The 26225-nt window shown below is 62.3% G+C and carries 20 protein-coding genes and 1 rRNA gene; 16 read left to right on the plus strand and 5 right to left on the minus strand.

Annotation, left to right across the window (positions count from 1 at the left end):
• Positions 1 to 54: 54 nt before the first annotated feature.
• Both ACZ2GY_RS02230 and ACZ2GY_RS02235 read left to right on the plus strand, forming a co-directional pair.
• Positions 55 to 1200 (plus strand): trans-sulfuration enzyme family protein, encoded by a 1146-nt coding sequence (locus ACZ2GY_RS02230; RefSeq protein ID WP_277358022.1) that lies wholly within the window; start codon positions 55 to 57, stop codon positions 1198 to 1200.
• 9 nt (positions 1201 to 1209) lie between these two features.
• Positions 1210 to 1530 carry a DUF2516 family protein gene (locus tag ACZ2GY_RS02235; protein WP_056546359.1) on the plus strand — a complete coding sequence of 107 codons (321 nt, stop codon included), beginning with the start codon at positions 1210 to 1212 and terminating at the stop codon, positions 1528 to 1530.
• Positions 1531 to 1544: 14 nt separating this feature from the next.
• On the opposite strand, the gene ACZ2GY_RS02240 is transcribed toward ACZ2GY_RS02235, so the two are convergent.
• Positions 1545 to 2267 (minus strand): class I SAM-dependent methyltransferase, encoded by a 723-nt coding sequence (locus tag ACZ2GY_RS02240; protein WP_471673528.1) that lies wholly within the window; start codon positions 2265 to 2267, stop codon positions 1545 to 1547.
• A gap of 155 nt (positions 2268 to 2422) precedes the next feature.
• Between ACZ2GY_RS02240 and ACZ2GY_RS02245 the strand changes: the two genes are divergently transcribed.
• Entirely contained in the window at positions 2423 to 3178 is a 756-nt protein-coding gene (locus ACZ2GY_RS02245; protein ID WP_471672864.1) for a phosphoglyceromutase, read from the plus strand.
• An 80-nt stretch (positions 3179 to 3258) separates the two neighbouring features.
• Here the strand turns inward: ACZ2GY_RS02245 and phoU are convergent, their stop codons facing one another.
• Complete coding sequence (phoU, locus tag ACZ2GY_RS02250; RefSeq protein ID WP_277358019.1) at positions 3259 to 3918, minus strand: phosphate signaling complex protein PhoU; 660 nt, start codon at positions 3916 to 3918, stop codon at positions 3259 to 3261.
• A gap of 173 nt (positions 3919 to 4091) precedes the next feature.
• On the opposite strand from phoU, the gene ACZ2GY_RS02255 reads away from it, so the two are divergent.
• Complete coding sequence (locus tag ACZ2GY_RS02255) at positions 4092 to 5336, plus strand: sensor histidine kinase (protein ID WP_277358018.1); 1245 nt, start codon at positions 4092 to 4094, stop codon at positions 5334 to 5336.
• Entirely contained in the window at positions 5333 to 6013 is a 681-nt protein-coding gene (locus ACZ2GY_RS02260) for a response regulator transcription factor (RefSeq protein WP_056546368.1), read from the plus strand. The genes ACZ2GY_RS02255 and ACZ2GY_RS02260 overlap by 4 nt, the downstream gene beginning before the upstream one ends.
• On the opposite strand, the gene ACZ2GY_RS02265 is transcribed toward ACZ2GY_RS02260, so the two are convergent.
• Complete coding sequence (locus ACZ2GY_RS02265; RefSeq protein ID WP_056546369.1) at positions 6010 to 6540, minus strand: hypothetical protein; 531 nt, start codon at positions 6538 to 6540, stop codon at positions 6010 to 6012. The genes ACZ2GY_RS02260 and ACZ2GY_RS02265 overlap by 4 nt on opposite strands.
• A 76-nt stretch (positions 6541 to 6616) precedes the next feature.
• Here ACZ2GY_RS02265 and ACZ2GY_RS02270 point away from each other — a divergent pair, with 76 nt between their 5' ends.
• The 7 genes from ACZ2GY_RS02270 to glgX all read left to right on the plus strand — a co-directional run bounded on the left by ACZ2GY_RS02270 (position 6617) and on the right by glgX (position 13548).
• The gene (locus tag ACZ2GY_RS02270) at positions 6617 to 6775 is read left to right on the plus strand and encodes a hypothetical protein (protein ID WP_471672865.1); all 159 of its coding nucleotides are present in this window, start codon (positions 6617 to 6619) and stop codon (positions 6773 to 6775) included.
• Positions 6776 to 6807: 32 nt separating this feature from the next.
• Positions 6808 to 7290: a CarD family transcriptional regulator gene (locus tag ACZ2GY_RS02275; RefSeq protein WP_167990786.1), complete on the plus strand. Its 483-nt coding sequence runs from the start codon at positions 6808 to 6810 to the stop codon at positions 7288 to 7290.
• Positions 7291 to 7727: 437 nt separating this feature from the next.
• A complete protein-coding gene (gene ispD, locus ACZ2GY_RS02280) occupies positions 7728 to 8372 on the plus strand; it encodes a 2-C-methyl-D-erythritol 4-phosphate cytidylyltransferase (RefSeq protein WP_471673529.1) in 645 nt (214 codons plus the stop codon).
• Positions 8369 to 8857, plus strand: a complete 489-nt coding sequence (gene ispF, locus ACZ2GY_RS02285) for a 2-C-methyl-D-erythritol 2,4-cyclodiphosphate synthase (protein ID WP_471672866.1) — start codon at positions 8369 to 8371, stop codon at positions 8855 to 8857. The genes ispD and ispF overlap by 4 nt, the downstream gene beginning before the upstream one ends.
• 52 nt (positions 8858 to 8909) lie before the next feature.
• Positions 8910 to 10373 carry a cysteine--tRNA ligase gene (cysS, locus tag ACZ2GY_RS02290; RefSeq protein WP_471672867.1) on the plus strand — a complete coding sequence of 488 codons (1464 nt, stop codon included), beginning with the start codon at positions 8910 to 8912 and terminating at the stop codon, positions 10371 to 10373.
• Between the two features lie 87 nt (positions 10374 to 10460).
• A complete protein-coding gene (rlmB, locus tag ACZ2GY_RS02295) occupies positions 10461 to 11453 on the plus strand; it encodes a 23S rRNA (guanosine(2251)-2'-O)-methyltransferase RlmB (protein WP_471672868.1) in 993 nt (330 codons plus the stop codon).
• Positions 11454 to 11469: 16 nt separating this feature from the next.
• Positions 11470 to 13548 carry a glycogen debranching protein GlgX gene (gene glgX, locus ACZ2GY_RS02300; RefSeq protein WP_277358014.1) on the plus strand — a complete coding sequence of 693 codons (2079 nt, stop codon included), beginning with the start codon at positions 11470 to 11472 and terminating at the stop codon, positions 13546 to 13548.
• On the opposite strand, the gene glgP is transcribed toward glgX, so the two are convergent.
• Entirely contained in the window at positions 13545 to 16157 is a 2613-nt protein-coding gene (gene glgP, locus ACZ2GY_RS02305; protein ID WP_471672869.1) for an alpha-glucan family phosphorylase, read from the minus strand. The genes glgX and glgP overlap by 4 nt on opposite strands.
• 189 nt (positions 16158 to 16346) lie before the next feature.
• Between glgP and ACZ2GY_RS02310 the strand changes: the two genes are divergently transcribed.
• From ACZ2GY_RS02310 to glgB, 3 genes are read left to right on the plus strand one after another with little or no spacing between them, the layout of a single operon-like run.
• Positions 16347 to 18362 (plus strand): alpha-1,4-glucan--maltose-1-phosphate maltosyltransferase, encoded by a 2016-nt coding sequence (locus tag ACZ2GY_RS02310; RefSeq protein WP_471672870.1) that lies wholly within the window; start codon positions 16347 to 16349, stop codon positions 18360 to 18362.
• Complete coding sequence (treS, locus tag ACZ2GY_RS02315; protein ID WP_346028011.1) at positions 18362 to 20128, plus strand: maltose alpha-D-glucosyltransferase; 1767 nt, start codon at positions 18362 to 18364, stop codon at positions 20126 to 20128. Before ACZ2GY_RS02310 ends, treS begins: the two co-directional genes overlap by 1 nt.
• A complete protein-coding gene (gene glgB / locus ACZ2GY_RS02320) occupies positions 20128 to 23793 on the plus strand; it encodes a 1,4-alpha-glucan branching protein GlgB (RefSeq protein WP_471672871.1) in 3666 nt (1221 codons plus the stop codon). Before treS ends, glgB begins: the two co-directional genes overlap by 1 nt.
• Positions 23794 to 23905: 112 nt before the next feature.
• Here the strand turns inward: glgB and ACZ2GY_RS02325 are convergent, their stop codons facing one another.
• Complete coding sequence (locus ACZ2GY_RS02325) at positions 23906 to 24169, minus strand: hypothetical protein (protein WP_471672872.1); 264 nt, start codon at positions 24167 to 24169, stop codon at positions 23906 to 23908.
• Between the two features lie 43 nt (positions 24170 to 24212).
• Here ACZ2GY_RS02325 and ACZ2GY_RS02330 point away from each other — a divergent pair.
• Positions 24213 to 25735: ribosomal RNA gene (locus tag ACZ2GY_RS02330) — 16S ribosomal RNA — on the plus strand.
• Positions 25736 to 26225: the final 490 nt, after the last annotated feature.

A 26225-nucleotide genomic window follows, 5' to 3' on the forward strand; every position in this document is an offset into this window, starting at 1 on the left:
TCATCCGCGGCGCTGGATTACCGCCCGCATCATTCGGCAACTTAACCTGATCCAATGACCCAGCACGCGGACCTTGCCCCGGATACCCTCACTGTGGCCGCAGGCCGCCCGCCCCGTGAGCACGATTCACCGGTCAACCCGCCCATTGTGCTGTCATCGACCTTCCACGAAACCGCACCGCCCACCGGGTCCGACCGCATCTACGCGCGCATGTCGAACCCCACCTGGGATCCCTTCGAGGAAGCCCTCGGGCAGCTGGAAGGCGCCGCGCTTCCGGCGCTCGCCTTCGCCTCCGGACTCGGTGCCGCAGCCGCAGCGCTCTCGCTCGTGCCCACCGGGGGAGTAGTGGTCATTCCCCGCCACGCGTATGGTGGATCGGTTTCGCTCGCGCTCGCAGAGGAAGCGCGCGGCCGCCTCTCGGTCAGGCAGGTCGACATTGCTGACACCGAGCAGGTCCTGTCACAGCTCGACGGCGCTGACATGCTGTGGCTCGAAAGTCCCACCAACCCGATGCTCGAGGTCGCTGAAACCGCGGTGCTGACGGACGCTGCCCACGCAGCCGGTGCCGCCGTCGTCGTTGACAACACCTTCAACACACCGCTGGTGTGCCGGCCGCTGGACTACGGTGCGGACGTCGTCCTTCACTCCGTCACCAAGTATCTGGCCGGCCATTCCGACGTCGTCCTCGGCGCGCTGGTCACCTCCGATCCTGAGCTGCGCTCCCAGCTGACCTCCTACCGGACACTTCACGGTGCCATCGCGGGGCCGTTCGAGGTGTGGCTGGCCCTCCGCGGTCTACGCACACTCGCGCTCCGGATGGAACGCAGCCAGGCCAATGCGCTGGAACTGGCCGTCAGACTCGAGCAGCATGCCGCCGTCCAACGGGTTCGCTACCCGGGGCTGCCCAACGATCCCGGCCACGAGCGCGCCACAGCACAGCTCAAGGGCTACGGCGGCATCATCAGTATCGAACTGGGCAGCAGAGAAGCCGCTGACGCGCTGGTCGAAGCGGTCCGCTTGTGGCTGCCCGCCACCTCGCTGGGCGGCGTTGAATCGCTGGTTGAACGACGACGGCGCCAGCCCGGTGAGCCCAAAACGGTGCCTGAGGCGCTGGTCCGGCTGTCCGTTGGCATTGAGAACGTTGAGGATCTCTGGGCGGACCTGAATGCGGCACTCTCCTCAGCGGCGAATACCCGGTAGGCTGAATCCGTGGAAATTGTGCTGCTGACCGAGTTGTGGCTCTTTCGTGTTCTCGGCTACCTCGCGCTCGCCATTGAACTGTGGGCCCTGGTCGATTGTGCCCGGCGCAAGCCAGCCTCCTTCGAGGCCACATTCAAGCGCACCAAGAGTTTCTGGCTCGGCCTGACTGCGGGCTCTGCAGCGATCGGGGCGCTCACCGCGTACTTCGGCGGTTTCGGCCTGTTCGGACTTCTGCAGCTTGTTGCGATTATTGCCGCCTGCGTGTACCTCGCTGACGTGAAGCCTGCGGTGAGCGAGGTTCAGGGAAGCGGGCCGTACGGCCCCTGGTAGGCCCTGCCCTCATTTCACCGAGGAGCAACCGCGTCCCAGGCAACAGTAATCTCGCCCAGACGCCACCGTGACGGGCCGTCGAGAAGCGGCCATCCGGCGTCGGACATCGCCGAGCACATCCCCAGCCAGCGCTGCCGGTTTCCGAAGGAGCCTAGGGGTGCCGCGTCGAGCCACGCGCGGTCGAGCGCCTGCAGGTAGTCGAACACGCGTTCACCGGGAACGTTCCGGTGGATCAGCGCCTTTGGCAGACGCTCGGCCACATCGGAGGGCACCGCGAATCCGCCGAACCGCAGCGAGATGCTCAGCGACGACGGGCCGTCCACGCTGATCGCCGCCCAGGTGGACCGGCGCCCAATTTCATCGCAGGTCCCGTCAATGAAGAGCCCGTTCTCCGACAGCCGGCTCCGTACCCGGTCCCAATGCGCCAGGTACTCATCCTCGCCGTACTGGCGCAACACGTTGAACGCTCGGACAACCACGGGACGCCGGCCCTGCAACGGCAACTCGAACCCGCCCTGGACAAAGCTCAAACCCGGCCGCTCAAGCGGAAGCGCAGCGCGGACGCGCCCGGGATCGATCTCCACACCGACCACCTGAACGTCATCCCTCACCGTACGCAGGCGGGTGAAGAGTTCAACAGCCGTGACCGGCGTCGCGCCGTAACCGAGGTCAACCACGAGCGGATCCTCCGCTGTCCGGATGCGCCACGCCTGCGGGCCCGCCAGCCAGCGGTCCATGCGCCGAAGGCGGTTCGGGTTGGTTGTGCCGCGTGTGATCGCCCCAACGGGCTTCGCGGGCTGTCGTATCGGCACCGTTCAAGGTTACGGGTAATGAAACCGCTTGCCGCAGCACATCATGTGCCCCAGCTGGCCAAATACGGCAGACTGGATCCATGACTTCTTACAAACTGATCCTGCTGCGCCATGGCCAGAGCGAGTGGAATGAAAAGAACCTTTTCACGGGCTGGGTGGACGTGGCGCTGACGGAACTGGGCCGCAAGGAGGCCGTCCGCGGCGGCGAGCTCCTGGTGGAGCATGACCTCCTGCCGGACATCGTGTACACCTCGCGCCAGAAGCGGGCCACCATCACCGCCAACCTCGCGCTGGAGGCGGCTGACCGCACCTGGATCGACGTCAAGCGCAACTGGCGCCTCAATGAGCGCCACTACGGTGCCCTGCAGGGCAAGGACAAGGCCCAGACCCTCGCCGAGTTCGGTGAGGAGCAGTTCATGGAGTGGCGCCGCTCCTATGACACGCCACCGCCGCCGCTCGACGATTCGAGCGAGTACTCCCAGGCCGATGACCCCCGTTACGCGGACCTCGGCGATGATCTTCCGCGCACCGAGTGCCTAAAGGACGTCCTCGAGCGGTTCCTGCCGTACTGGGAATCGGACATCAGCGTTGACATCAAGGCCGGCAAGACCGTCCTTATCGCCGCCCACGGCAATTCCCTCCGTGCCCTCGTCAAGCACCTCGACGGCATCAGTGATGAGGACATCGCCTCCCTCAACATCCCCACCGGCATCCCGCTGGTCTATGAACTGGATGAGGACCTCAAGCCCGTCAAGGCCGGTGGTACCTACCTCGACGCCGACGCCGCCGCTGCCGCAATTGAAGCTGTCGCCAACCAGGGCAAGGCCAAGCACTAGCAGCCGAGCGACGCCCAGCACCCACCCACGACGGCGGCCCGCCTCCCAAAGGAAGCGGGCCGCCGTCGTCGGTGGTTGCATCAGTTCAGCGGAGCGCTGGGCTGCCACTCACCGGTGACCAGGTAGGTGACCTTACGCGCAACGGAGATGCCGTGGTCGGCGAAACGCTCGAAGTACCGGCTGGCAAGGGTGACATCCACGGTGGTAGGAGCGGACGCATTCCAGTCAGCAGCGGCAACCGCCTTGAAGACGCCCGCGTGCAGCTCGTTGATCCGCGCGTTGTGGGTGTTGATCTCGAGGCTCAGCTCGAGGTTGCGCGTTTCGAGCAACTCGGTGACCTTGTTGGCAATCGCAATGTCGAGCTGCGCCAGCTCAACGAAGGTGGGCCGGATGCTCTCTGGAATCACATTCTCCGGGAAGCGCAGGCGGGCCAATTGCGCGATGTGCCGGGCGAGATCGCCCATCCGCTCAAGCGACGCACTCATTCGCAGGGCGCCCACAATCATGCGCAGGTCACTTGCAACCGGTCCCTGGAGGGCGAGTACGTCAATCGCGCGTTCGTCGAGGTCGTTCTGCAGGAAGTCGATGCGTGCATCCGCGGCGATGACTTCCTGTGCAAGCTCTGTATCCGCTGCCTCGAACGCTGTGGTGGCCTTCTGCATGGCCTCCGAAACCAGCTTCGAGATCTCGATGAGTTCTTCGCCGATTTGGTGAAGCTCCGCCTGAAAAACCTTACGCACGTGGGCGTCCTTTCCCTTTGAGGTGCTGAACGGGCGCAGATGCGCAGTCCTGTTCAGCACGTTTTCAGCTGCCCCTTAACTGTTACGCATCTTTAGGTGAACGTTAGTTGAACCACCGGTCCAAAGCCACCGGATCAGCAGGGGTGGGTGCATTCACGGCCTAAGCTGGATCCGTGGATCCTGTACTGCTGATGCTCGTGGCCGGGCTGGTCGGTCTCGCCATCGGTGTGGCCGGCATGCTGGCGTTCCGGGCCAGCGAGGCGCAACGCCGTGCCCGCCTTGATAGTGATGAGCCGGTGCTCCCCAAAGGGGCTGCTGATGTCCTTTCCGTCGTGGGCCGCGCGTATGTCATCGTCGACGGGATCGACGGCGTTGTCCGCGCCAGTCCTGCGGCGTACGCTTTCGGTCTGGTCCGCGGCCACACCATCGTGCACAGCGAACTCCTTGACCTCACCGCACGGGTGCGCCGGGACGGAGTCATCGAGGAGCGCCAGCTGGAACTGCCGCGCGGCCCGCTGGGGCAGGGCACCATCATTGTGCATGCCCGCATCGCGGCCCTCGGCGAGGAATACATCCTCATCCTCGCGGACGACCGCACCGAGATCACCCGCACCGAGGAGATCCGCAATGACTTCGTCGCGAACGTATCCCATGAACTGAAGACACCCGTCGGTGCTATCTCCCTCCTCGCCGAAGCCCTTGATGATGCAGCCTCCGACGAGGTGGCCGTCCGCCGGTTCGCCCAACGGATGCATAAGGAATCAGGCAGGCTCTCAGCCCTGGTCCAGGACATCATCGAGCTGTCACGGCTCCAGGGAACCGACGTCGTCCGCCGCGGCAAGGCCGTCAATATCAATGCGGTGATTGCCGAAGCAGTGGACCGCAACAAGCTTCCCGCCGAGAGCAAGCAGATCGACATCGTGGTCGGCGGAAAGATCGACGCACCGGTCTACGGAGACCCGGACCTCCTCATGACCGCCTTCCGGAATCTGATCGACAATGCCATCCGCTATTCGCCGGATGGAACCAGGGTGGGTGTTGGGCTGCGCTCACGCGACGGCCTGGCGCAGATTTCCGTTACGGACCAGGGCCTGGGCATCACTCCCGAGGAGCAGGAGCGGATCTTCGAGCGCTTCTACCGCATCGACGCGGCGCGTTCACGGCAGACCGGCGGCACGGGCCTCGGGCTGAGCATCGTGAAGCATGTGGTGTCGAATCACGGCGGTGAAGTGACGGTGTGGTCGCAGCAGGGCCAGGGCAGCACGTTCACCGTCCGTCTGCCGGAGATGGAAACAGCCGACGACGACGGCGCCGGGCCGGCGGCGAGTGTCACCTCGGGCGCGGTGCAGGAGAGCAGGCACGAAAGTGCCGGCAATGACAAGGGCAGCAGTGTCCAGAATCAAGGAGTGAAAGCGTGAGCCGCATCCTGATCGTTGAAGACGAAGAATCCTTCAGCGACCCCCTGTCCTACCTGCTGGGCAAGGAGGGCTTTGACGCCGTCGTCGTGGACAACGGGCTTGATGCGCTGACCGAGTTCGACCGCGGGGGCGCGGACCTGGTCCTCCTCGACCTCCAGCTGCCAGGCCTTTCCGGTACGGAAGTATGCCGCCAGCTGCGGCAGCGCTCAAGCGTCCCGGTCATCATGCTGACCGCCAAGGATTCAGAGATTGACAAGGTCGTGGGACTGGAACTGGGTGCCGATGATTACGTCACCAAGCCCTACTCATCACGGGAGCTGGTGGCCAGGGTGCGCGCTGTGCTGCGCAGGCAGGGTGAGCCGGAAGAGTTGGTCTCAAGCACTGTCGCGGCTGGGCCGGTCCGCATGGATGTGGAGCGCCACGTTGTGAGTGTCAGCGGGGAGCAGGTTTCGCTGCCGTTGAAGGAGTTCGAGCTGCTCGAGATGCTGCTGCGTAATTCCGGGCGTGTGCTGACCCGCGGGCAGCTCATTGACAGGGTGTGGGGCTCGGACTATGTGGGGGACACCAAGACCCTCGATGTCCATGTGAAGCGTCTGCGCGGAAAAATTGAACCGGATCCTTCAAGCCCCCGGCACCTTGTGACGGTGCGGGGGCTGGGCTACAAGTACGAGCCCTAAAGCTCTTCCTCTTCTTCAACAACTTCTTCGATGGGGGTGGGCGGCGGGGTGTAACCGCCGGGAACAAACTCGCGGTACTCCTCGAGCGTTCCGTCGAGGACCGGCACCCGGATACTCTCGCTCTCGGAGTTCACGGTGAATTCGAGGTCAACCAGCGCTCCAGGAATCTCGCTGATGCCTTCCAGAATGCCGTCGTCGCCCACTTCGTCTTCGAAGACATACTTGCCGTTTGCGTCGATGGTGACCTGCGAGTTTTCATTCTCGCCGTCAATCGTTACCTGGACAGGGGAGTCTGACTCGTTGAAGAGAGTACCCAGCAGGGTTCCCGGCTCGCCCTCATCCGACGTGATGATGAGGATGTTGCGCAGAAGCACGGGGCCCACGCGGTCCACGATTCCGTCCGAGGCGGAATACTCGATGGTGGTGGCCTGCTCATTCACTGCGGAACAGCCGGTTGCTCCAAGGAGAGCCAGTACAGCGGTTCCGGCAGCTGCCAGCTGTACTCGTTTCTTCGGGGCACTGTTCACGGCACTAACTCCTGTGGGTATGGTCGCGCGGACCGACGGACAACACTGGTGAACAGCCTATCGGCAAAGAGGGTGATTGTTGGATTTCAACGAAGTTCATCAGCCGCCGGTGACCGGTGGTAGCACCCTCGCAAGCACCAATTTTGCTCTGCGTCAAGAGCGGAATGATAGCCAATTGGTCGCTCTTCTCCCCGCTGACCTGCGTAAACGCGTCATCGGCGTGTCGTTTCCGTGATAAACTGATCTGCGGGAAAGGGGTTTATCCACATGGTTTTTGAGGTCGGCGAAACAGTTGTTTACCCTCACCACGGCGCAGCGAAGATCGAAGAGATCAAGATGCGCACCATCAAGGGCGAAGAGAAGATGTATCTCAAGCTCAAGGTGGCACAGGGTGATCTGACCATTGAAGTTCCAGCAGAGAACGTTGACCTTGTCGGCGTACGTGATGTTGTGGGCAAGGAAGGTCTTGAGCACGTCTTCGACGTACTCCGGGCTGAATTCACGGAGGAGCCTACCAACTGGTCACGCCGGTACAAGGCAAACCTGGAGAAGCTCGCATCGGGAGACGTCATCAAGGTTGCCGAAGTAGTTCGGGACCTCTGGCGCCGCGATCACGATCGCGGTCTGTCTGCCGGTGAGAAACGGATGCTGGCGAAGGCTCGCCAGATCCTGATCTCCGAGCTGGCCCTGGCGGAGAAAACAGACGAAGAGAAGGCAGCAACGGTACTCGACGAGGTACTGGCTTCCTAGCAGGAAAGAAAAGGACCGCATAGCTGCGGTCCTTTTCTTATGGCCGGGCTGCTGCTCGCAAGGGGCCTTCGCACACAATCCTGAGCGAGGATCCTTGCGAGCAGCAGTGCTTATTTTCTCAAGTTCGCGCTCGTCGAGATAGCTTGCGGTGCCACTCCCAACCTGACACTCCCCTAGCCGCGCAAGCGGCGATAATCCAAGGCGTGGTAGCGGAGACCAAGGCAGCGAAGATGGCAATAACCGCTAGGAACAACCGCACGCCCGCGCCGGCGAAGCAAATCACTATGGCAGGACCAGAGGTTCCGACCTATGGTCCTGCGAGCACACAAGCACTACGCTCTGCGTGCTTGGCAAACTATTGGCGTATCGTCTGGTTAGTGGTGAATCCTAAGCAAGCCATTGTTCTTGTTGCGGCTGGTTCCGGTAGCCGCCTCGGAATGGGCGTTCCCAAAGCGCAAGTGCGTATCGGCGACGCCACCATCTTGGAGCACGCCCTCCGAGCATGTCTGGCATCTCGAATTGATGCCCACGTGTGCGTTGTTCTCCCGCCTGGCGACGATACTTTGCGGGCAGTAGTTGATCACTCCGGCGGGCCATCGGTGACCGTAGTTGAGGGGGGCGTGACACGTCAGGCATCAGTGCGAGCGGGCTTATCCACCCTCCCTTCAACGGTCCGGTACGTGCTAGTTCATGACGCGGCTCGCGCACTGACGCCACCAGAAGTATTCCGGCGTGTGTTGCAGACGCTCATGGACGGCGCAGAAGCGGTCACTCCGGGTGTCGCGGTAGCTGACACCATCAAGAGCGTGAGTGACGGCTGGGTTGCGGCTACCCCAGCTCGCGCCGGACTGCGGGCGATCCAAACGCCGCAGGGATTTACTCTGCAGCTCCTGCGGCGTGTGCATTCGGAAACGAGCGATGCCGACATCACCGACGACGCGATGCTAGTCGAGTCACTCGGGGTGCCTGTTCGTGTAGTTGAGGGCCACCCCGAGGCCTTCAAGGTCACTACGCCCCTTGATCTGATGCTCGCCGAAGCGCTTGTGCGCCGGGCTCGCGAACACGCAGGGGAGCAGCAGTGAGCGCTAATCTTCCACGCACCGGTATCGGCATCGACGTCCATGCCTTTGCGCCCGATGACCAGCCGCGCACGCTGTGGCTGGCCGGGCTTCAATGGCCGGGCGAGCGCGGGCTGGCCGGCCATTCCGACGGCGACGCCGTTGCGCACGCAGCAGCCGATGCCCTGTTCTCTGCCTCAGGAACAGGCGACCTCGGCACCAACTTCGGCACCGACCGTCCCGAATATGCCGGTGCGTCCGGCGTCCTACTCCTAACGGAAGCCGCCCGGATTGTTCGCGCCGCTGGCTTTGAAATTGGCAATGTCGCCGTCCAGCTGGTTGGGAACCGTCCGCGGTTCACGCCCCGCCGCCCGGAAGCGGAAGCGCTCCTCTCTGCGGCGATCGGAGCATCGGTCAGCGTCTCGGCAACCACCAGCGACGGACTGGGTTTCACTGGCCGTGGTGATGGAATAGCGGCGATCGCCACCGCCGTCGTCGTTCAGCTCTGACACTTCGCCGGCGGCTGCCGGCCGGTGCAGCCCGATTCGGTAGTCTGGATCGGTGAGCCTGAGATTCTATGACACCGCAACGGCAGTAATCCGAGAGTTCACACCGGTACATCCCGGGGAAGCGCGGGTCTACTATTGCGGGGCCACCGTCCAGGGGATGCCGCATGTGGGGCACGTCCGTTCCGCAATCGCCTTCGACCAGCTCACCCGCTGGCTGCGTATCCGCGGTTACGCGGTGACCGTGGTCCGAAACGTCACGGACATTGATGACAAAATCCTTGCCAAGTCCAAAGCCTCCTTCGAGGAAGTGCCCACAGATCCGGACGCTGTGCCCAACGAAGAGTGGTGGGCATTGGCCTACCGCTACGAGCAGGAGTTCCTTAAGGCGTATGACACCCTCGGCGTGCAGCGGCCCACCTATGAACCCCGCGCCACCGGGCACATCCTGGAAATGCACCAGCTCATCGGGCAACTCATCGACCGCGGCCATGCGTATCCGGCTGCGGACGGCTCAGGTGACGTCTACTTCGATGTGCGGTCCTGGCCTGCTTACGGCAGCCTCACCAACCAGGACGTTGATGACATGCAGGCCGCGCCGGATGTCGAAGCGCAGTTCAGCAACCGCAAGAAAGACCCACGTGACTTCGCTCTCTGGAAGGGTTGGAAAGAGGGCGAACCGGAGACGGCGGCGTGGCCCAGTCCGTGGGGCCCGGGCCGTCCCGGCTGGCACCTTGAGTGCTCTGCGATGGTGACCAAGTACCTTGGCGCCGAGTTCGACATCCACGGCGGCGGCCTGGACCTGCGCTTTCCCCATCACGAGAACGAGATGGCGCAGTCGCAGGCCGCCGGGCATGCCTTCGCCCGGTTCTGGATGCACAACGGGATGGTGACCTACGAGGGCGAGAAAATGTCCAAGTCGGTGGGTAACACCATCAGCCCGGATGAGATGCTGCAGCTCGCCGACGCCAGGGTAGTCCGCTACTACCTGGGCCAGGCGCATTACCGCTCCGTTCTCGACTACCGGCCCACGTCGCTCCAGGAGGCTGCTGCCGCCGTCGAACGCATTGACGGGTTCCTTGCGAAGGCGGGTACAGCAAAGTCGAGTGACGGGGGGAGCGCGCCGCAGTGGCAGGACCTACCGGAGGCCTTCGCCGAGGCCATGGACGAGGATCTGAATGTTCCCCGCGCACTCGCTGTCCTCCACGAGACGGTGCGTGCCGGCAATTCGGCGCTGGCAAACAAGGACGACGACGGCGCCGCCCGGGCAGCAGCCGCAGTCACCGCCATGACCGCTGCGCTGGGGCTTGATGATGCGAGGTCGGCCGAAGGGAACCGGGAGAGCCCGGAACACGGAGCCCTCGACGCCCTGATCCGATCGCAGCTCAGCGAACGCGCCTCGGCCCGCGCAGCCAGGGATTGGGCCCGGGCGGATGCCATCCGGGACGCACTGGCGGGAGCCGGCGTCGTGGTCGAGGACTCTCCGGACGGTGCGCGCTGGAGCCTCTCCCGCGACTGACGGTCCCGAAAATCGGCAGGGGAGGGACCAGGCATCCGCCCGCGTAAACTGGACTGACGCAAGTCCCCTATCTGAAGGTGTTTCCCCATGGCCAACCCCCACGGACGTCCTGGTGCTATCCGCAAGACCAAGAAGGGTCCCACCATCGGCACGGGCGGCCACGGACGGAAGTCGCTTGAGGGCAAGGGGCCCACGCCCAAGGCTGAAGACCGCCCGTACCACAAGTCGCACAAGAGCAAGCAGTTGGCTGAGCGCTCCGCCGCAAAGCGGCTTGCCGGCAGGGTAGCTCCCGGCCGGTCCAAGGCAAAGCCGGGGGAAGAGTACGTCACCGGGCGGAACGCCGTCGTGGAAGCGCTACGGGCCGGCATCCCTGCCAAGGCACTGTATGTCGCCATCCGGATCGACGTGGATGACCGCGTCCGTGAGTCGCTCAAGCTAGCAACAGAGCGCGGCATTCCCCTCATGGAAACGGGTAAGCCTGAGCTGGACCGTCTCGCGGACGGCTCCGTTCACCAGGGCATGATGCTGCAGATTCCGCCGTATGAATACGCAGACGGCCTCGACCTCGCCAGCGAGACCATCGCCAAATGGAAGAAGGGGCACATCAGCCAGGCGCCGCTGTTCGTCGCGCTGGACGGCATCACTGACCCCCGTAACCTCGGCGCCATCATCCGGTCGCTGTCCGCGTTCAGCGGCCACGGCGTTCTTGTGCCGGAACGGCGCTCGGTCGGTGTGACGGCTTCCGCCTGGAAAACGAGTGCCGGAGCGGCTGTGCGGGTACCGGTGGCCCGTGTGGGCAACCTGAACTCCTCCCTGAAATCCTTCAAGGACATGGGCATTTTTGTTTTGGGGCTGGACGGGGACGGCGACGTCTCGTTGCCGGAGATCACCCTCGGCGTCGAGCCTGTATGTCTGGTGGTGGGTTCAGAGGGCAAGGGCCTGTCACGGCTGGTGCGGGAGAACTGCGACCAAATCGTGTCCATTCCGATTGACTCCGCCATGGAATCTCTGAACGCTTCTATGGCTGTGGGCATCAGTCTCTATGAAATCTCGCGTCAGCGGGCGGCCGAAGCCCGTTAGGAAACGAATTCCCCCTATGAGCCTGACCACCGAGATCACCCAACGTTCCCAAGCTTTCCCGCTGGGGGTCCGCCGGTGCGCCGGAAACCAGTCGAACCTGTTCGACGTGGCCGTGTACGCACCTGACCTGGATACAGTGGCGGTTCATTATCAGGACTCTCAGGGCAGCTGGAACGCCGTTGTGCTTCCGGAACTCACGGACGGGGTTCACCACGGTTTGGTGGAGGGGATGGGCGAATCCTCCAGGTACGCGTTCTGGCCTGACGATGCGCCGCTGCAGGGTGAGCCCGGCACATCGCAGCTGTTGCTGGACCCGTACGGCCGCGCCATCGACACCGTCCGGGTGGATGAAAACCCGGTCTACTTCTCCGTAGTGGTCGATCAGGCGTTCAACTGGGGCTCATCCCGCCGTCCGGGTACCCGCTGGAGGGACAGCGTTATTTACGAGGCGCACGTCAAAGGTCTCACGCAGCTGCACCCGGATGTGCCTGAGGAGCTCCGCGGCACTTACGCGGGCCTGGCTCATCCGGCAATGATCCGGCACCTGTTGGAGCTTGGAGTTACAGCCGTTGAGCTCCTGCCGATCCACTTCCACATTGATGAGCCCCACCTGGAACCGCTCGGGCTGAGCAACTACTGGGGCTACAACACGCTCGGGTTTTTCGCGCCTCACCCGGAGTACGCCACTGAGGCCGCACGCGAGGCTGGACCAAAAGCGGTGCAGGACGAGCTGAAGGGCATGGTCCGGCTCCTCCACGAGGCCGGGATCGAGGTCATCCTCGATGTCGTCTACAACCACACCGCCGAGGGCCCGCAGGGCGGTCCCGCACTCTGCTGGCGCGGGCTGAGTGAGATGAAGTACTACCGCCACCACGACGACGGCCGTTACCTGGACACCACCGGTTGCGGAAACACGGTCAATTTCACCGAACCGCGCGTAATTCAGTTCGCGCTGGACTCTCTGCGGTACTGGGTCGACGAGTTCGGGATCGATGGCTTCCGCTTTGACCTCGCCGTCGCCCTCTGCCGGGATGAAAGCCACCAGTTCACGCCGCGGCACCCCCTGCTGATCGCCATCGCCGCAGACACCGTGCTCAGCGGTGTCAAGCTGATTGCTGAACCGTGGGACGTCGGCTACAACGGCTGGCAGACGGGAAACTTTCCCCAGGGCTGGGCGGACTGGAACGACCGCTTCCGGGACACCGCCCGCGACTTCTGGCTGTCGGACCAGGCGGCCCTGGCCGAGGGACGGCGCGGCGGCACCGTGGCACGCCTGGCCAGTTGTCTGGCCGGCTCAGCCGAGGTGTTCGGCCGGTCCGGTCGGACGGCGGTGTCTTCAATCAACTTCGTCACCGCCCACGACGGCTTCACTCTGGCGGACCTGACGGCCTACAACCGGAAGCACAACGAGGCCAACGGCGAGGCCAACCGCGACGGACACAACGACAACCGCAGCTACAACCACGGTGTCGAGGGACCAACGGAGCAGGAGGCCATTCTTGCCGCCCGTTCCCTCACAGCCCGGAACCTGATGGCTACGCAGCTGCTCGCGCTCGGGGTCCCGATGATCACGGCCGGCGATGAGTTCGGCCGCACCCAGCATGGGAACAACAACGCTTACTGCCAGGACAATGAACTGGCGTGGGTCCACTGGAACCACAACGAGGACGCTCGCGGCATGCTCACGGCAACACGCGAACTGCTTCGTATCCGCCGGGAGTTCCTCACCGAGCAGCCCGCCGGATACCCCGCGCGGGAAGATACCTCGTACCTGCTCTGGTTCAACGCGGACGGCGAGCCGATGCGCCAGGAGCAATGGTCGGATCCTGAGTGCCGGACCGTCCAGCTGCTGCTTGGATCGCCCGGCGGGGACCTCGACGGTCTGATTGTGGTCAATGGACATCTGGAGGACCGCAGCCTGGTTCTTCCCACGGCAGCAGCACTGCATGGGCTGGGTTTCCCCGAGAGTCAGAACCAGATGTTCGAGCTGCGGTTCACCACAGCGGATGCCAACGCAAAACGCCGCGGTGCCCGTCTCTGTGGAGGAGAAACGGACACCGCGGCGGCGAACTCAGTAACTGTCTATCGCGTTTAGGCGTTCACCACGAGTCCAAGTTCAGCCCGGGAAGCAAGGCTCTCGTGTTGGGGCAGCACGCGGACGGTGTACCCGAACGAGCCGGAGTGGTCAATGACAATCTCTCCACTGAACAGGAACCGTCCGCGGCCCAGATCCTCGCCAACCTGAAGATCCGCTACGGCTACCTCGCTCAGGTCGTCACTATCGGAGGCGCGGCCGTAGACCACTTCCACCGACACGTCTTCGGGCCCTACGCTACCCAGCGAGACGTAGGCGTTGACGGTGAGCGTGTCTCCGATCTGTGGTTCCTCGGACACACCAAGCGAGTCAACGTGCTCGACCTGCACGGCAGACCAGCCGTCCTTGATCTTCGAACGCCAGGAGGCCATCTGCTTCGCCGAGCTGTAGCCGTCGCGGACTGCCAGTCGTCCTGCACGGCAGGCGGGCTGGTACAGCTGGCCTACATAGTCCTGGAGCATGCGCTCGGCGGAAACCGCAGGGCCCAGCTTCGCCATGGTGTGCTTGATCATCGACACCCACTGATGCGGGACGCCGTCGCTGGAGGGTGACGAGGGACCGGCAGCGCTTACGCCCGGTGCGCGGACCGTGCTGTAGAAGCGGGGAGCCACCTGCTCTTCGATGAGGTCATACAGGGCTGCTGCCTCGATGTCGTCACGCTCGTCGGCGGAGGCACCGTTGTTGGCGGTCGGGATTGCCCAGCCGTTGTCGCCGTCGTACATTTCATCCCACCAGCCGTCCAGCACCGACAGGTTGAGCCCACCGTTGATGGCTGACTTCATCCCGGACGTCCCGCACGCCTCGAGCGGGCGGAGGGGGTTGTTGAGCCACACATCGCAACCCGGGAACAGTGTGCGTGCCATGGCGATGTCGTAGTTCGGCAGGAACACAATCCGGTGGCGCACCTCGGGGTCGTCAGTGAACCGGACGAGGTCCTGGATCATGCGCTTGCCCTGCTCATCGGCGGGGTGCGACTTTCCTGCGATGACGAGCTGGATGGGATTGGTGGGGTGCAGCAGAAGCGCCTTGAGGCGGTCGGCATCGCGCAGCATCAGGGTGAGCCGCTTGTAGGTGGGTACGCGGCGCGCGAATCCGATGGTGAGCACGTCCGGGTCCAGGACACTATCCGTCCAGGCCAGCTCGGCGTCGGCTGCGCCGCGCTTCTTCCAGGAAGACCGCAACCGGGAGCGGACATCATCGATGAGGTTGGAGCGCATGATCCGCCTCAGCCGCCAGATGTCGGCGTCCTCAACGTCATACACGCGTGCCCACTGCGGGTCCAGCACGGATTCCGCGCCGAAGTTCTCCCGGGCGAAGTCGGCGATGAGGGGGTCCACCCAGGTGGGTACGTGGACGCCGTTCGTCACCGAGGTGATGGGAACTTCCCGGGAGTCGAAGCCCGGCCATAGTCCCGAGAACATTTCGCGTGACACCTCGCCGTGCAGCTTGGCAACACCGTTGGCGCGCTGCGCCAGCCGCAGGCCCATGACCGCCATATTGAACTTCGACCCGTCACCGCCGTCGTAATTTTCTGCTCCCAGTTCGAGGACACGCTCGGTGGGAACGGAAGGCGCCAGCCCGGCATCGAAGAAATGCTGGATCTGTGCCCGTTCAAATCGGTCAATACCGGCCGGAACCGGGGTATGTGTGGTGAAGACCGTGGATGCGCGGCCGGCTGTCAGAGCTTCCTCCCAGGACATCGGCTGCTCATTGGAGGAGTCCATGAGCTCGCGGATGCGCTCAATGCCGAGGAACCCGGCGTGTCCCTCGTTGGTGTGGAAGACCTCGGGGGCGGGAAGCCCGGTCAGCCGCTCGAAGATGCGCAGTGCCTTCACTCCGCCCATACCCAGCAGCAGCTCCTGCTGCAGACGCTGGTCGCCGCCGCCGCCGTACAGGCGGTCGGTGACGTTGCGCGCCGCTTCGTCATTGCCTGGAACATTGGAATCTAGGAGCAGCAACGGAACGCGCCCGACGTCGGCCCTCCAGATGTGGGCGCGCAGCTCACGCCCGTTGGGAAGCGGGAGCACTACCGTTGCAGCGGCGCCGTCCTCCTCACAGAGGAGCGTAAGGGGGAGTCCGTCCGGGTCGAGGACGGGATAGGTTTCCTGCTGCCATGCGTCGCGGGAGAGGGACTGTTTGAAGTAGCCCGCTTGGTAAAGAAGCCCGACACCGACCAGCGGCACGCCCAGGTCGGATGCCGCCTTGAGGTGGTCACCGGCCAGAATGCCGAGGCCGCCGGAATACTGGGGAAGCACAGCGCTGATGCCGTACTCGGGGGAGAAGTAGGCGATGGACTTGGGTGCGTCCTCACCGAGCGATTGGTACCACCGTGGCTCTGACAGGTACTGCTCCAGGTCAGCTCCGAGATCCTGAATCCGCGACACCAGTTCCTGGTTCACGGCAATACGCTTCAGCTGCTCCCGGGTGATGGATCCGAGGAACTGGACGGGATCGTGGCCGCTGGATTCCCACGCCTCGGGATTGATGTCATGGAACAGTCTCGCAGTAGGCAAATGCCAGGACCAGCGCAGATTGCCAGCCAGCTTACCTAGGGGAGCGATGCTCGGCGGAAGAACGGTACGGACAGTAAACCTACGGATTGCCTTCACGTTGGGTAGGTTAGCGTACATTTCCGAGCCGGAGTACGTCTTGGCCCCTCATGTGCGTAAACGCTTGCAATGTGAAGTGCAACACTTGTCCCCTTTAGAAAGTCGCCTTAGCAATCTGACGCGATAATGGATAACGTCTAGTCTGTGACCACTTCGAGCGAGGCGACACGAAAAAGGGCAGGCGCATCCATGAGCGAAGATTTACGGTTCGGACGGATTCCCATCACCAAGGTGTCTCCGGTGGTCGAGGGCGGCTTGTTCCCCTCGAAGGCCGTACCGGGATCCGACATTGTGGTGGGAGCAACGGTTTTCCGGGAGGGCCACGACCAACTCGGTGTATCGGCAGTACTGCTCGACCCACAGGGCGCGGAAGTGCAGCGGGTACGGCTGGCGCCGCTCGGGATGGGAACGGATCACTATGAAGGCCGGCTCCGGCCAGCCGCCGTCGGGCTTCATTCCTTCCTGATCGAGGGCTGGAGTGATCTGTATGAAACCTGGCACCATAACGCCACCGTAAAAATTGAAGTGGGCGTCGACGTCGAGCTGATGCTCGAAGAGGGGGCGGTGCTCTTCACCTCCCAGTCTTCCTCCCGGCCCGCGCCGGAGAAGGACCTGTTCCTCGCCACCGCGGAGCGGCTCCGGAACCGGGAGTTGCCCATTGATGAGCGTCTCGCCGCCGGGCACGCCCCGGACATTCGCGCAGCGGTCGAGCGTGAGCCGTTGCGGGCTCTGGTGACGCCGTCCCGCGCGTACCCGATCCTCGTGGAGCGCGAGGCTGCCGGCCGGGGCGCCTGGTACGAGTTCTTCCCGCGCTCAGAAGGCGCCAGTTATGACCCCGGCGCCGCAGAGTGGACCTCGGGAAACTTCGTCACCGCAGCCCAAAGGCTCCCCGCTGTTGCACAGATGGGTTTCGACGTCGTCTACCTCCCTCCGATCCACCCGATCGGTAAAACGCACCGCAAAGGCCCGAACAACACCTTGAACGCAGGGCCGGGGGATCCCGGTTCCCCGTGGGCAATCGGCGGTCCGGAGGGTGGTCATGACGCCATCCACCCGGATCTGGGAACTTTCGAGGACTTCGACGCCTTTGTCCAGCGGGCTCATGACCTGAACCTCGAAGTGGCCCTGGACCTTGCGCTGCAGGCTTCGCCTGACCATCCCTGGGTCACGGAACACCCCGAGTGGTTCACCACACGCGTGGACGGGTCTATCGCCTACGCCGAGAACCCGCCGAAGAAGTACCAGGACATCTATCCGATCAATTTCGACAATGATCCGGACGGCATCTACAACGAGGTGCTGCGCATAGTTCTGCTGTGGGTGAGCCACGGCGTCCGTATTTTCCGCGTGGACAACCCCCATACCAAGCCGGTGCAGTTCTGGGAATGGCTCATCGCGCAGGTGAACAGGAAACATCCCGATGTCGTGTTCCTGGCCGAGGCGTTCACGCGGCCGGCCATGATGCATGCCCTCGGACGGGCAGGCTTCCAGCAGTCCTACACCTACTTCACCTGGCGCAACACCAAGGAGGAGTTGGAGCAGTACTTCACCGAGGTCAGCCGGGACACTGCGGCGTTCTTCCGCCCCAACTTCTTTGTGAACACACCGGACATCCTCACCGAGTACCTCCAGTACGGTGGGCCGGCAGCGTTCAAGGTGAGGGCCGTGCTTGCCTCCATGGCAAGCCCGCTCTGGGGTGTGTACGCCGGCTATGAGCTATACGAACACGTTGCCCGGCCGGGTGCGGAGGAGTACATCGACAATGAAAAGTTCGAGTACCGTCCCCGTGACTACGAAGCCGCCGAAGCTCAGGGGCGAAGCCTCGCACCCTTCCTTACCCGGTTGAATGAGATCCGCCGCTCCCATCCGGCACTCGGTGATCTCGAGAACCTCACGGTCCACAGCAGCACGGACGAGGCCACCCTGGTTTTCTCCAAGCACAAGGAAGGCCTGGGGGAGGATGGCCAGGAAAAGGACACACTCATCGTTGTCGTCAATGTTGATCCGCACAGCGCACGGGAGTCCACCGTGTCCCTCAACCTCGGTGCCCTCGGTCTTGCGGACGGCGACTGGAATGAGGATGGCACCTTCTGGGTGGATGACCTCATCACCGGCCAAAGCTGGCAGTGGGGAGCACACAACTATGTCAGGCTGGATGCTCACGTGGAACCGGCTCACATCCTTTCCGTCAGGAGGACTCGTTAGTGGCGAATCCGTTTCAGCTGCATGCCCCAGGCCTTGCACATGACCCGCACTGGTACCGCAAGGCCGTGTTCTATGAAGTGTTGGTTCGAGGTTTCGCCGACGCGAACGGCGATGGCTCCGGGGATTTCACCGGCCTGATCGACAAACTCGACTATCTGCAGTGGCTCGGAGTCGACTGCCTCTGGCTTCCACCGTTCTTCAAGTCCCCGCTGCGTGATGGCGGCTATGACATCGCGGATTACTATGATGTGCTCGACGAGTTTGGCAGCCTGAGCGACTTCAAGCGGCTGGTGGCCGAAGCGCACGCACGTGGCGTTCGTGTCATCATCGACCTCCCGCTGAACCACACTTCCGACAAACACCAGTGGTTCGAGGAGTCGCGCACAGACCCGGACGGGCCGTACGGCGACTTCTACGTGTGGAGCGACACCGACGAGAAGTACCAGGACGCCCGGATCATATTCGTTGACACGGAGGAGTCCAACTGGACTTTCGATCCAGTCCGCCGGCAGTTCTTCTGGCACAGGTTCTTCAGCCACCAGCCTGACCTCAACTTCGAGAACCCGAAGGTGACGGAGGCACTGTTCGACGTCGTGCGGTTCTGGCTGGACCAGGGGATTGACGGCTTCCGGGCAGATGCCATTCCCTACCTCTTCGAAGAGGAGGGAACCAACTGCGAGAACCTTCCCGCCACTCACACCTTCCTCAAGGAACTACGGGCCATGGTGGACGAGAACTATCCCGGACGCGTCATCATCGCTGAAGCAAACCAGATGCCCGACGAGGTTGTGGAGTACTTCGGTGACGAAGAAGGCGCAGAGTGCCACATGTGCTTTCACTTTCCGATCATGCCGCGGCTCTTTTACGCCCTGCGGGACCAGAAAGCAGCCCCGATCATCGAGACGATGGCCGAGACGCCTGACATCCCGGCCGGTGCCCAGTGGGGAACCTTCCTGCGGAACCATGATGAACTCACGCTGGAGATGGTGACTAACGAGGAACGCGAAGCGATGCTTGGCTGGTACGCACCTGATTCCCGGATGCGCGCCAATATCGGTATCCGGCGTCGTCTTTCGCCGCTGCTGGACAACTCGCGGGCGGAAGTGGAACTCATCCATGCACTGCTGCTCTCCCTGCCAGGCAGCCCGTTCCTGTACTACGGCGATGAGATCGGCATGGGAGACAACATCTGGCTTGAGGACCGCGATGCCTCCCGAACGCCCATGCAATGGAACCCGGACAGGAACGCGGGCTTCTCGACCGCCGATCCCGGCAAGCTTTACCTTCCGGTGGTTCAATCGCTCGTTTATCACTACAACCATGTGAACGTCGAAGCGCAGCTCGCAAGCTCGAGTTCGTTGCTCCACTGGATGCGGCAGATGCTCGCGGTGCGGCGATCCCACCCCGCGTTCGGTCTTGGCTCTTATCGCAACGTACCCACTGAGGCCGAGCCGGTGCTCGCGTTCATCCGTGAAGTTCCGGCCGACAACCCTGAAGGGGAGCAGCCGGAGGTGATCCTGTGCGTGTTCAACCTGTCGCAGCATCCGGTAGCAGCACGGCTGCACCTGCCGGAGTACTCGGGCAGGGGACTGCGTGATCTCTTCGGCGGTACCCCGTTCCCGGCGTTCGGCGATGACGGCGATCTCACCCTGACGCTGGGCAGCCATGACTTCTACTGGCTGCGGTTGCGTTCGGCCAGTTCCAATGTGGCCTCTCCGCATACCGAAGCGATGCCCGTAATTCCTATCTCGAAGGCAGTACAGTAATGGCCGTATCGACGTCATCCGTTCCCGAACTGCTCACGGCCTGGATGCCCACCCAGCGCTGGTTCCCTTCGAAAGGCAGGGAGATATCCCTGAGCCGCGCCGGTGGTGTCCGGTTGGAGGACCCGGCGGATGAAGTGGGGTTGGAGGTGCATCTCGTTGCGGTTGAGTCCGGAAGACGGCTGGACGTCGTCAATGTGCCGCTTACTTTTCGGTCGGAGCCCCTCAAGGGGGCGGAGTCGGCGCTGCTCGGAGAGACCGACCACGCCGAACTGGGACGCAGGTACGTCTACGACGGCACCCATGATCCCGTATTCATTGCCGCGTGGCTCGAGCTCATCCGGACTCAGGGCGGCACGGATGACGGCCGAACCAGGGCAACCTCACTCGGCGACTTCGGTTCCTCTCCCAGCGTCCCTGCGTCGGCTGATATCTCGGTGCTCGGCGGCGAACAGTCGAACACCTCCGTGGTCATTTCCTCCGGTGGGACGCCGACCATCCTGAAATTCTTCCGGGTCCTCGCAGCCGGGGAGAGCCCTGATGTCCTGGTGAGCGCAAAACTCACCGATGCCGGATCAACCGACGTACCGCAGACTTTCGGTTGGGTGATGGGCAGTTGGCAGGACACCAGGTCCGCTGATGAATGGGTCACCGGGCATCTCAGCGTGCTTCGGGAATTCATTCCGGGCAGCAAGGATGCCTGGCGGCAGGCCGTCACCGCCTTGGAAGCGGGACAACCGTTCACCACGGAGGCGGGTGAGCTCGGACGGGTCATCGCACGCATCCACAATCAGCTCGCACAGGCCTTCGGGAGCCGCGCCGCAACCGAACAGGAGTCGGCTGAGTTTCGGCAGTCCCTGGCCAGCCGTATCGAGTGGGCGTGGCGTGAGGCTGGGGCCACCGTAGGACCATACGACGAGCAGATCCAGGCAGTCATCGGCGAAGTGCAGGGATTGAAAGAACTTCCCGAACTTCAACGCATCCATGCGGATCTGCACCTGGGGCAGATTCTTGCAACGCGCGGGAGTAAATGGCTCGTCCTCGACTTTGAAGGTGAACCGCTGCGGCCGGCATCCGAACGAAGCGTGCCGGATGTTCCTGTGCGCGACGTCGTCGGGCTCGTGCGTTCTTTGGAGTACGCGGCAGGAGTGGGCGTACACGAAGCGGTAGTCTCGCCATCGGCCGCTGAGGCCTGGGCAATGGATTCAGTGACTGCCTTCCTCGACGGCTATTCCAGTGAGGCTGGAACAACGGTCGATCGCGCCGGCTCCCTTTTCCGTGCGCTATGGCTTGACAAGGCACTCTACGAGGTGGTGTACGAATTGAGAAACCGACCAGATTGGGTGGACGTACCCGTGTCAGCAGTTCGACGAATGCTCAAGGGCGGCGGGTCCGCCAAAGAAGAAGCATCGAATCAGGATTCCCCTGAGGATGCGGGCGCGACGGCGGCGGCGCAGGACCAGCCTGTCGCCACCGCACTTTCCGGTGATCCTATCCAGGTGGATCCGGATGTCCTTCAGCAGGTGTCCGAAGGGCGGTACTACCAGCCGCATGCAGTACTCGGAGCCCACCTGGACCAACACGGGCACGTAACCATCCGCACCCTTCGCCGGCTCGCGGAGAGCGTCACTGTGGTGACCGGCAGTGGCCGGACCGAGCTGAGCCATGAACACAACGGCATCTGGGTTGGCACTGTTGAACCTGAGCTGCCCGGACACGTCCCGGACTACCGCTTGGAAGTGGTGTATGACGGCGCTCCCCAAATGGTCGACGATGCCTACCGCTTCCTGCCCACTCTGGGCGAAATCGATATGCACCTACTTGCGGAAGGAAGGCACGAGACTCTGTGGACGGCTCTGGGTGCTCATGTACGCCGCTACGCTTCCGCGCTCGGTGACATCGCTGGGGTCAGCTTTGCTGTATGGGCTCCGAATGCCCAGTCGGTCCGGGTCAAGGCCGACTTCAACGGCTGGGACGGCTCGGTCCACGCTATGAGGTCGCTCGGTAGCTCCGGAATTTGGGAGCTCTTCGTTCCGGGAGCAGAGGCGGGCGCCCGCTACAAGTTCGAAATCCTTGGTCGTGACGGGCAATGGCGTGAGAAAGCCGATCCCATGGCACGAGGCACGGAAATTCCGCCGCTTACCGGGTCCCGGGTGGTGGAGTCCCGCTACGTATTCGGAGATGACGAGTGGATCAAGGATCGCGCTTCCAAGGATCCACACAACGGTCCGATGAGCGTCTACGAAGTGCACCTTGGGTCCTGGCGGCTGGGGCTGGACTACAAGCAGCTCGCCGAACAACTGGTTGAGTACCTGCAGTGGCAGGGATTCACCCACGTCGAGCTGATGCCGGTCGCTGAGCACCCGTTCGGCGGGTCATGGGGCTACCAGGTGACGTCCTACTTCGCGCCGACCGCCCGTTTCGGGCACCCGGACGACTTCAAATACCTTGTGGACAAGCTGCACCAGGCGGGTATCGGCGTCATCATGGACTGGGTGCCGGCCCACTTCCCGAAGGACGAATGGGCTCTCGCCCGGTTCGACGGCGACACTCTCTACGAGCACGGCAACCCTCAGCTGGGCGAGCATCCGGACTGGGGCACGCTGATCTTTGATTACGGTCGACGGGAAGTGCGTAATTTCCTGGTGGCCAATGCCTTGTACTGGCTGGAAGAATTCCACATCGACGGGTTGAGAGTCGATGCAGTCGCCTCAATGCTGTATCTGGACTATTCACGCGAGGACGGTCAATGGCAGCCGAACAGGTTTGGCGGCCGTGAAAACCTTGAGGCAATCTCTTTCCTCCAGGAAGTCAATGCGACCGCCTACAAGCGTGTGCCGGGCATCGTGATGATCGCCGAGGAATCAACGGCCTTCGATGGCGTTACCCGTCCAACCTCACAGGGCGGGCTGGGCTTCGGAATCAAATGGAACATGGGGTGGATGCATGATTCCTTGCAGTACATCGCCGAGGATCCGATCAACCGTGTGCACCATCACGGCAAAGCTACCTTCTCCATGGTGTACGCCTACACCGAAAACTTCATTCTTCCGATCAGCCACGACGAGGTCGTGCACGGGAAGGGCTCACTGCTTCGAAAAATGCCCGGCGACCGGTGGCAGCAGCTGGCCAACGTCCGCGCATATCTAGCTTTCCAGTGGGCGCATCCGGGCAAGCAGCTGATCTTCATGGGTACCGAGTTTGCCCAGGAGTCGGAGTGGTCCGAGCAGTACGGACTGGATTGGTGGCTGTCGGACACAATCCCGCATAAGGGCGTGCAAGAGATGGTCAGGTCTCTCAACTCCATCTACCGGCAGACGCCGGCACTGTATGCGCGTGATAACGATCCTTCAGGATTCCAATGGATCGACGAGAATGACGGCGCCCACAACACCTTGTCCTTCATCCGGTGGGACACGCAGGGAAATCCTCTTGTCTGCGTTGCGAACTTCTCCGGTTCGCCGCACGAGGGCTACCGGGTTGGAATGCCGTGGTCGGGGCAGTGGACCGAGCTGCTCAACACTGATGCCGAGGAGTTCGGCGGTTCTGGAGTACGGAACGTCGGCCCGGTTGAGGCGGTAGAAGGAGCGCATAACGGGCTGCCCGCGTACGCGGATCTGCGGGTTCCGCCGCTGGGAGTTCTCTATCTGACCCCAGCCCACATCTAGCCCGAACCGCTACCCCGGAAGCTGGATTTACAACTGCGCTTCCGGGGTGCTAGAGTTTATATCCGCGCCGACGATCACTTCGGGTCAGGCCGACATCCACAATTCGCAAGAATCAGATTCGTTTCTGATCGCAGCGGACTGTGAATGAAGGCAGGATTTGACGGGGTGGGGTTTGGCGGGTAAGTTTGAAAAGTTGCTCCGGAGCGATGATGCGGCCTTGAGGGTTGTGTTTGGTGCCGGGTGTTTCTGTTGTTTGAGAACTCAATAGTGTGCCATGTTTGTTGATACCGATTGTTTTTTGATTGGTTGATTTGCTGGTCATCTCGCCCTGGTGGGGTGGCTGGTTTTTTGGCTGGTTTCGAATTTTGTGCAGCATGGGCTTCTCTTTTTCCGGGGGGTTTGTGTTGTGTTCGTAGTTTTTTACGGAGAGTTTGATCCTGGCTCAGGATGAACGCTGGCGGCGTGCTTAACACATGCAAGTCGAACGATGATCCCTAGCTTGCTGGGGGGATTAGTGGCGAACGGGTGAGTAACACGTGAGTAACCTGCCCTTGACTCTGGGATAAGCCTGGGAAACTGGGTCTAATACTGGATATGACTGACTATCGCATGGTGGTTGGTGGAAAGCTTTTGTGGTTTTGGATGGACTCGCGGCCTATCAGCTTGTTGGTGGGGTAATGGCCTACCAAGGCGACGACGGGTAGCCGGCCTGAGAGGGTGGACGGCCACACTGGGACTGAGACACGGCCCAGACTCCTACGGGAGGCAGCAGTGGGGAATATTGCACAATGGGCGCAAGCCTGATGCAGCGACGCCGCGTGAGGGATGAAGGCCTTCGGGTTGTAAACCTCTTTCAGTAGGGAAGAAGCGAAAGTGACGGTACCTGCAGAAGAAGCGCCGGCTAACTACGTGCCAGCAGCCGCGGTAATACGTAGGGCGCAAGCGTTATCCGGAATTATTGGGCGTAAAGAGCTCGTAGGCGGTTTGTCGCGTCTGCCGTGAAAGTCCGGGGCTTAACTCCGGATCTGCGGTGGGTACGGGCAGACTTGAGTGATGTAGGGGAGACTGGAATTCCTGGTGTAGCGGTGAAATGCGCAGATATCAGGAGGAACACCGATGGCGAAGGCAGGTCTCTGGGCATTAACTGACGCTGAGGAGCGAAAGCATGGGGAGCGAACAGGATTAGATACCCTGGTAGTCCATGCCGTAAACGTTGGGCACTAGGTGTGGGGGACATTCCACGTTTTCCGCGCCGTAGCTAACGCATTAAGTGCCCCGCCTGGGGAGTACGGCCGCAAGGCTAAAACTCAAAGGAATTGACGGGGGCCCGCACAAGCGGCGGAGCATGCGGATTAATTCGATGCAACGCGAAGAACCTTACCAAGGCTTGACATGAACCGGAACGGCGCAGAGATGTGTCGGCCACTTGTGGCCGGTTTACAGGTGGTGCATGGTTGTCGTCAGCTCGTGTCGTGAGATGTTGGGTTAAGTCCCGCAACGAGCGCAACCCTCGTTCCATGTTGCCAGCGGGTTATGCCGGGGACTCATGGGAGACTGCCGGGGTCAACTCGGAGGAAGGTGGGGACGACGTCAAATCATCATGCCCCTTATGTCTTGGGCTTCACGCATGCTACAATGGCCGGTACAAAGGGTTGCGATGCTGTGAGGTGGAGCTAATCCCAAAAAGCCGGTCTCAGTTCGGATTGAGGTCTGCAACTCGACCTCATGAAGTCGGAGTCGCTAGTAATCGCAGATCAGCAACGCTGCGGTGAATACGTTCCCGGGCCTTGTACACACCGCCCGTCAAGTCACGAAAGTTGGTAACACCCGAAGCCGGTGGCCTAACCCTTTTGGGGGGGAGCCGTCGAAGGTGGGACCGGCGATTGGGACTAAGTCGTAACAAGGTAGCCGTACCGGAAGGTGCGGCTGGATCACCTCCTTTCTAAGGAGCGCCTACAACTGTTTGCATCCTGCGTTGTGTGGGGTGTGGGGGTTGTCAGGAGTATGCCCATTGCGCAGGCGTTTGTTCTGCGGTGGGTGCTCATGGGTGGAATATCAATGAATAGGTGCCGGGTTGGTGCTGGTTGGTTTGAGTACGGGTCGCATGTTTTCTGTTCTGTCGGGTTTGTCCTGGTGGGGTGGGGTGTGTGGTTTGGGAAAGGGCTGGTTGGTTGCTGGTTCGGTAGTGTGTGGCACACTGTTGGGTCCTGAGGCAACAGGGGCTGGGTTTCTGCTGGGGATGAGTCGCACGGTTGTGTGGTTTGTTTCGGGTGGGGGTTTGGTTGGCTGGTGTTTCTGGTTTTCCTGGGCATTACCGCTCATGTCTTGATCCTGTTTGTTTGGGGTTGTGGGGTGTGGGTGGTGTGTTGACTGGGGTTGTTGTTTGAGAACTGCATAGTGGACGCGAGCATCTTAAATTTTGTGTATGCACG

It is taken from the genome of Arthrobacter sp. KKT183, from assembly GCF_055657625.1.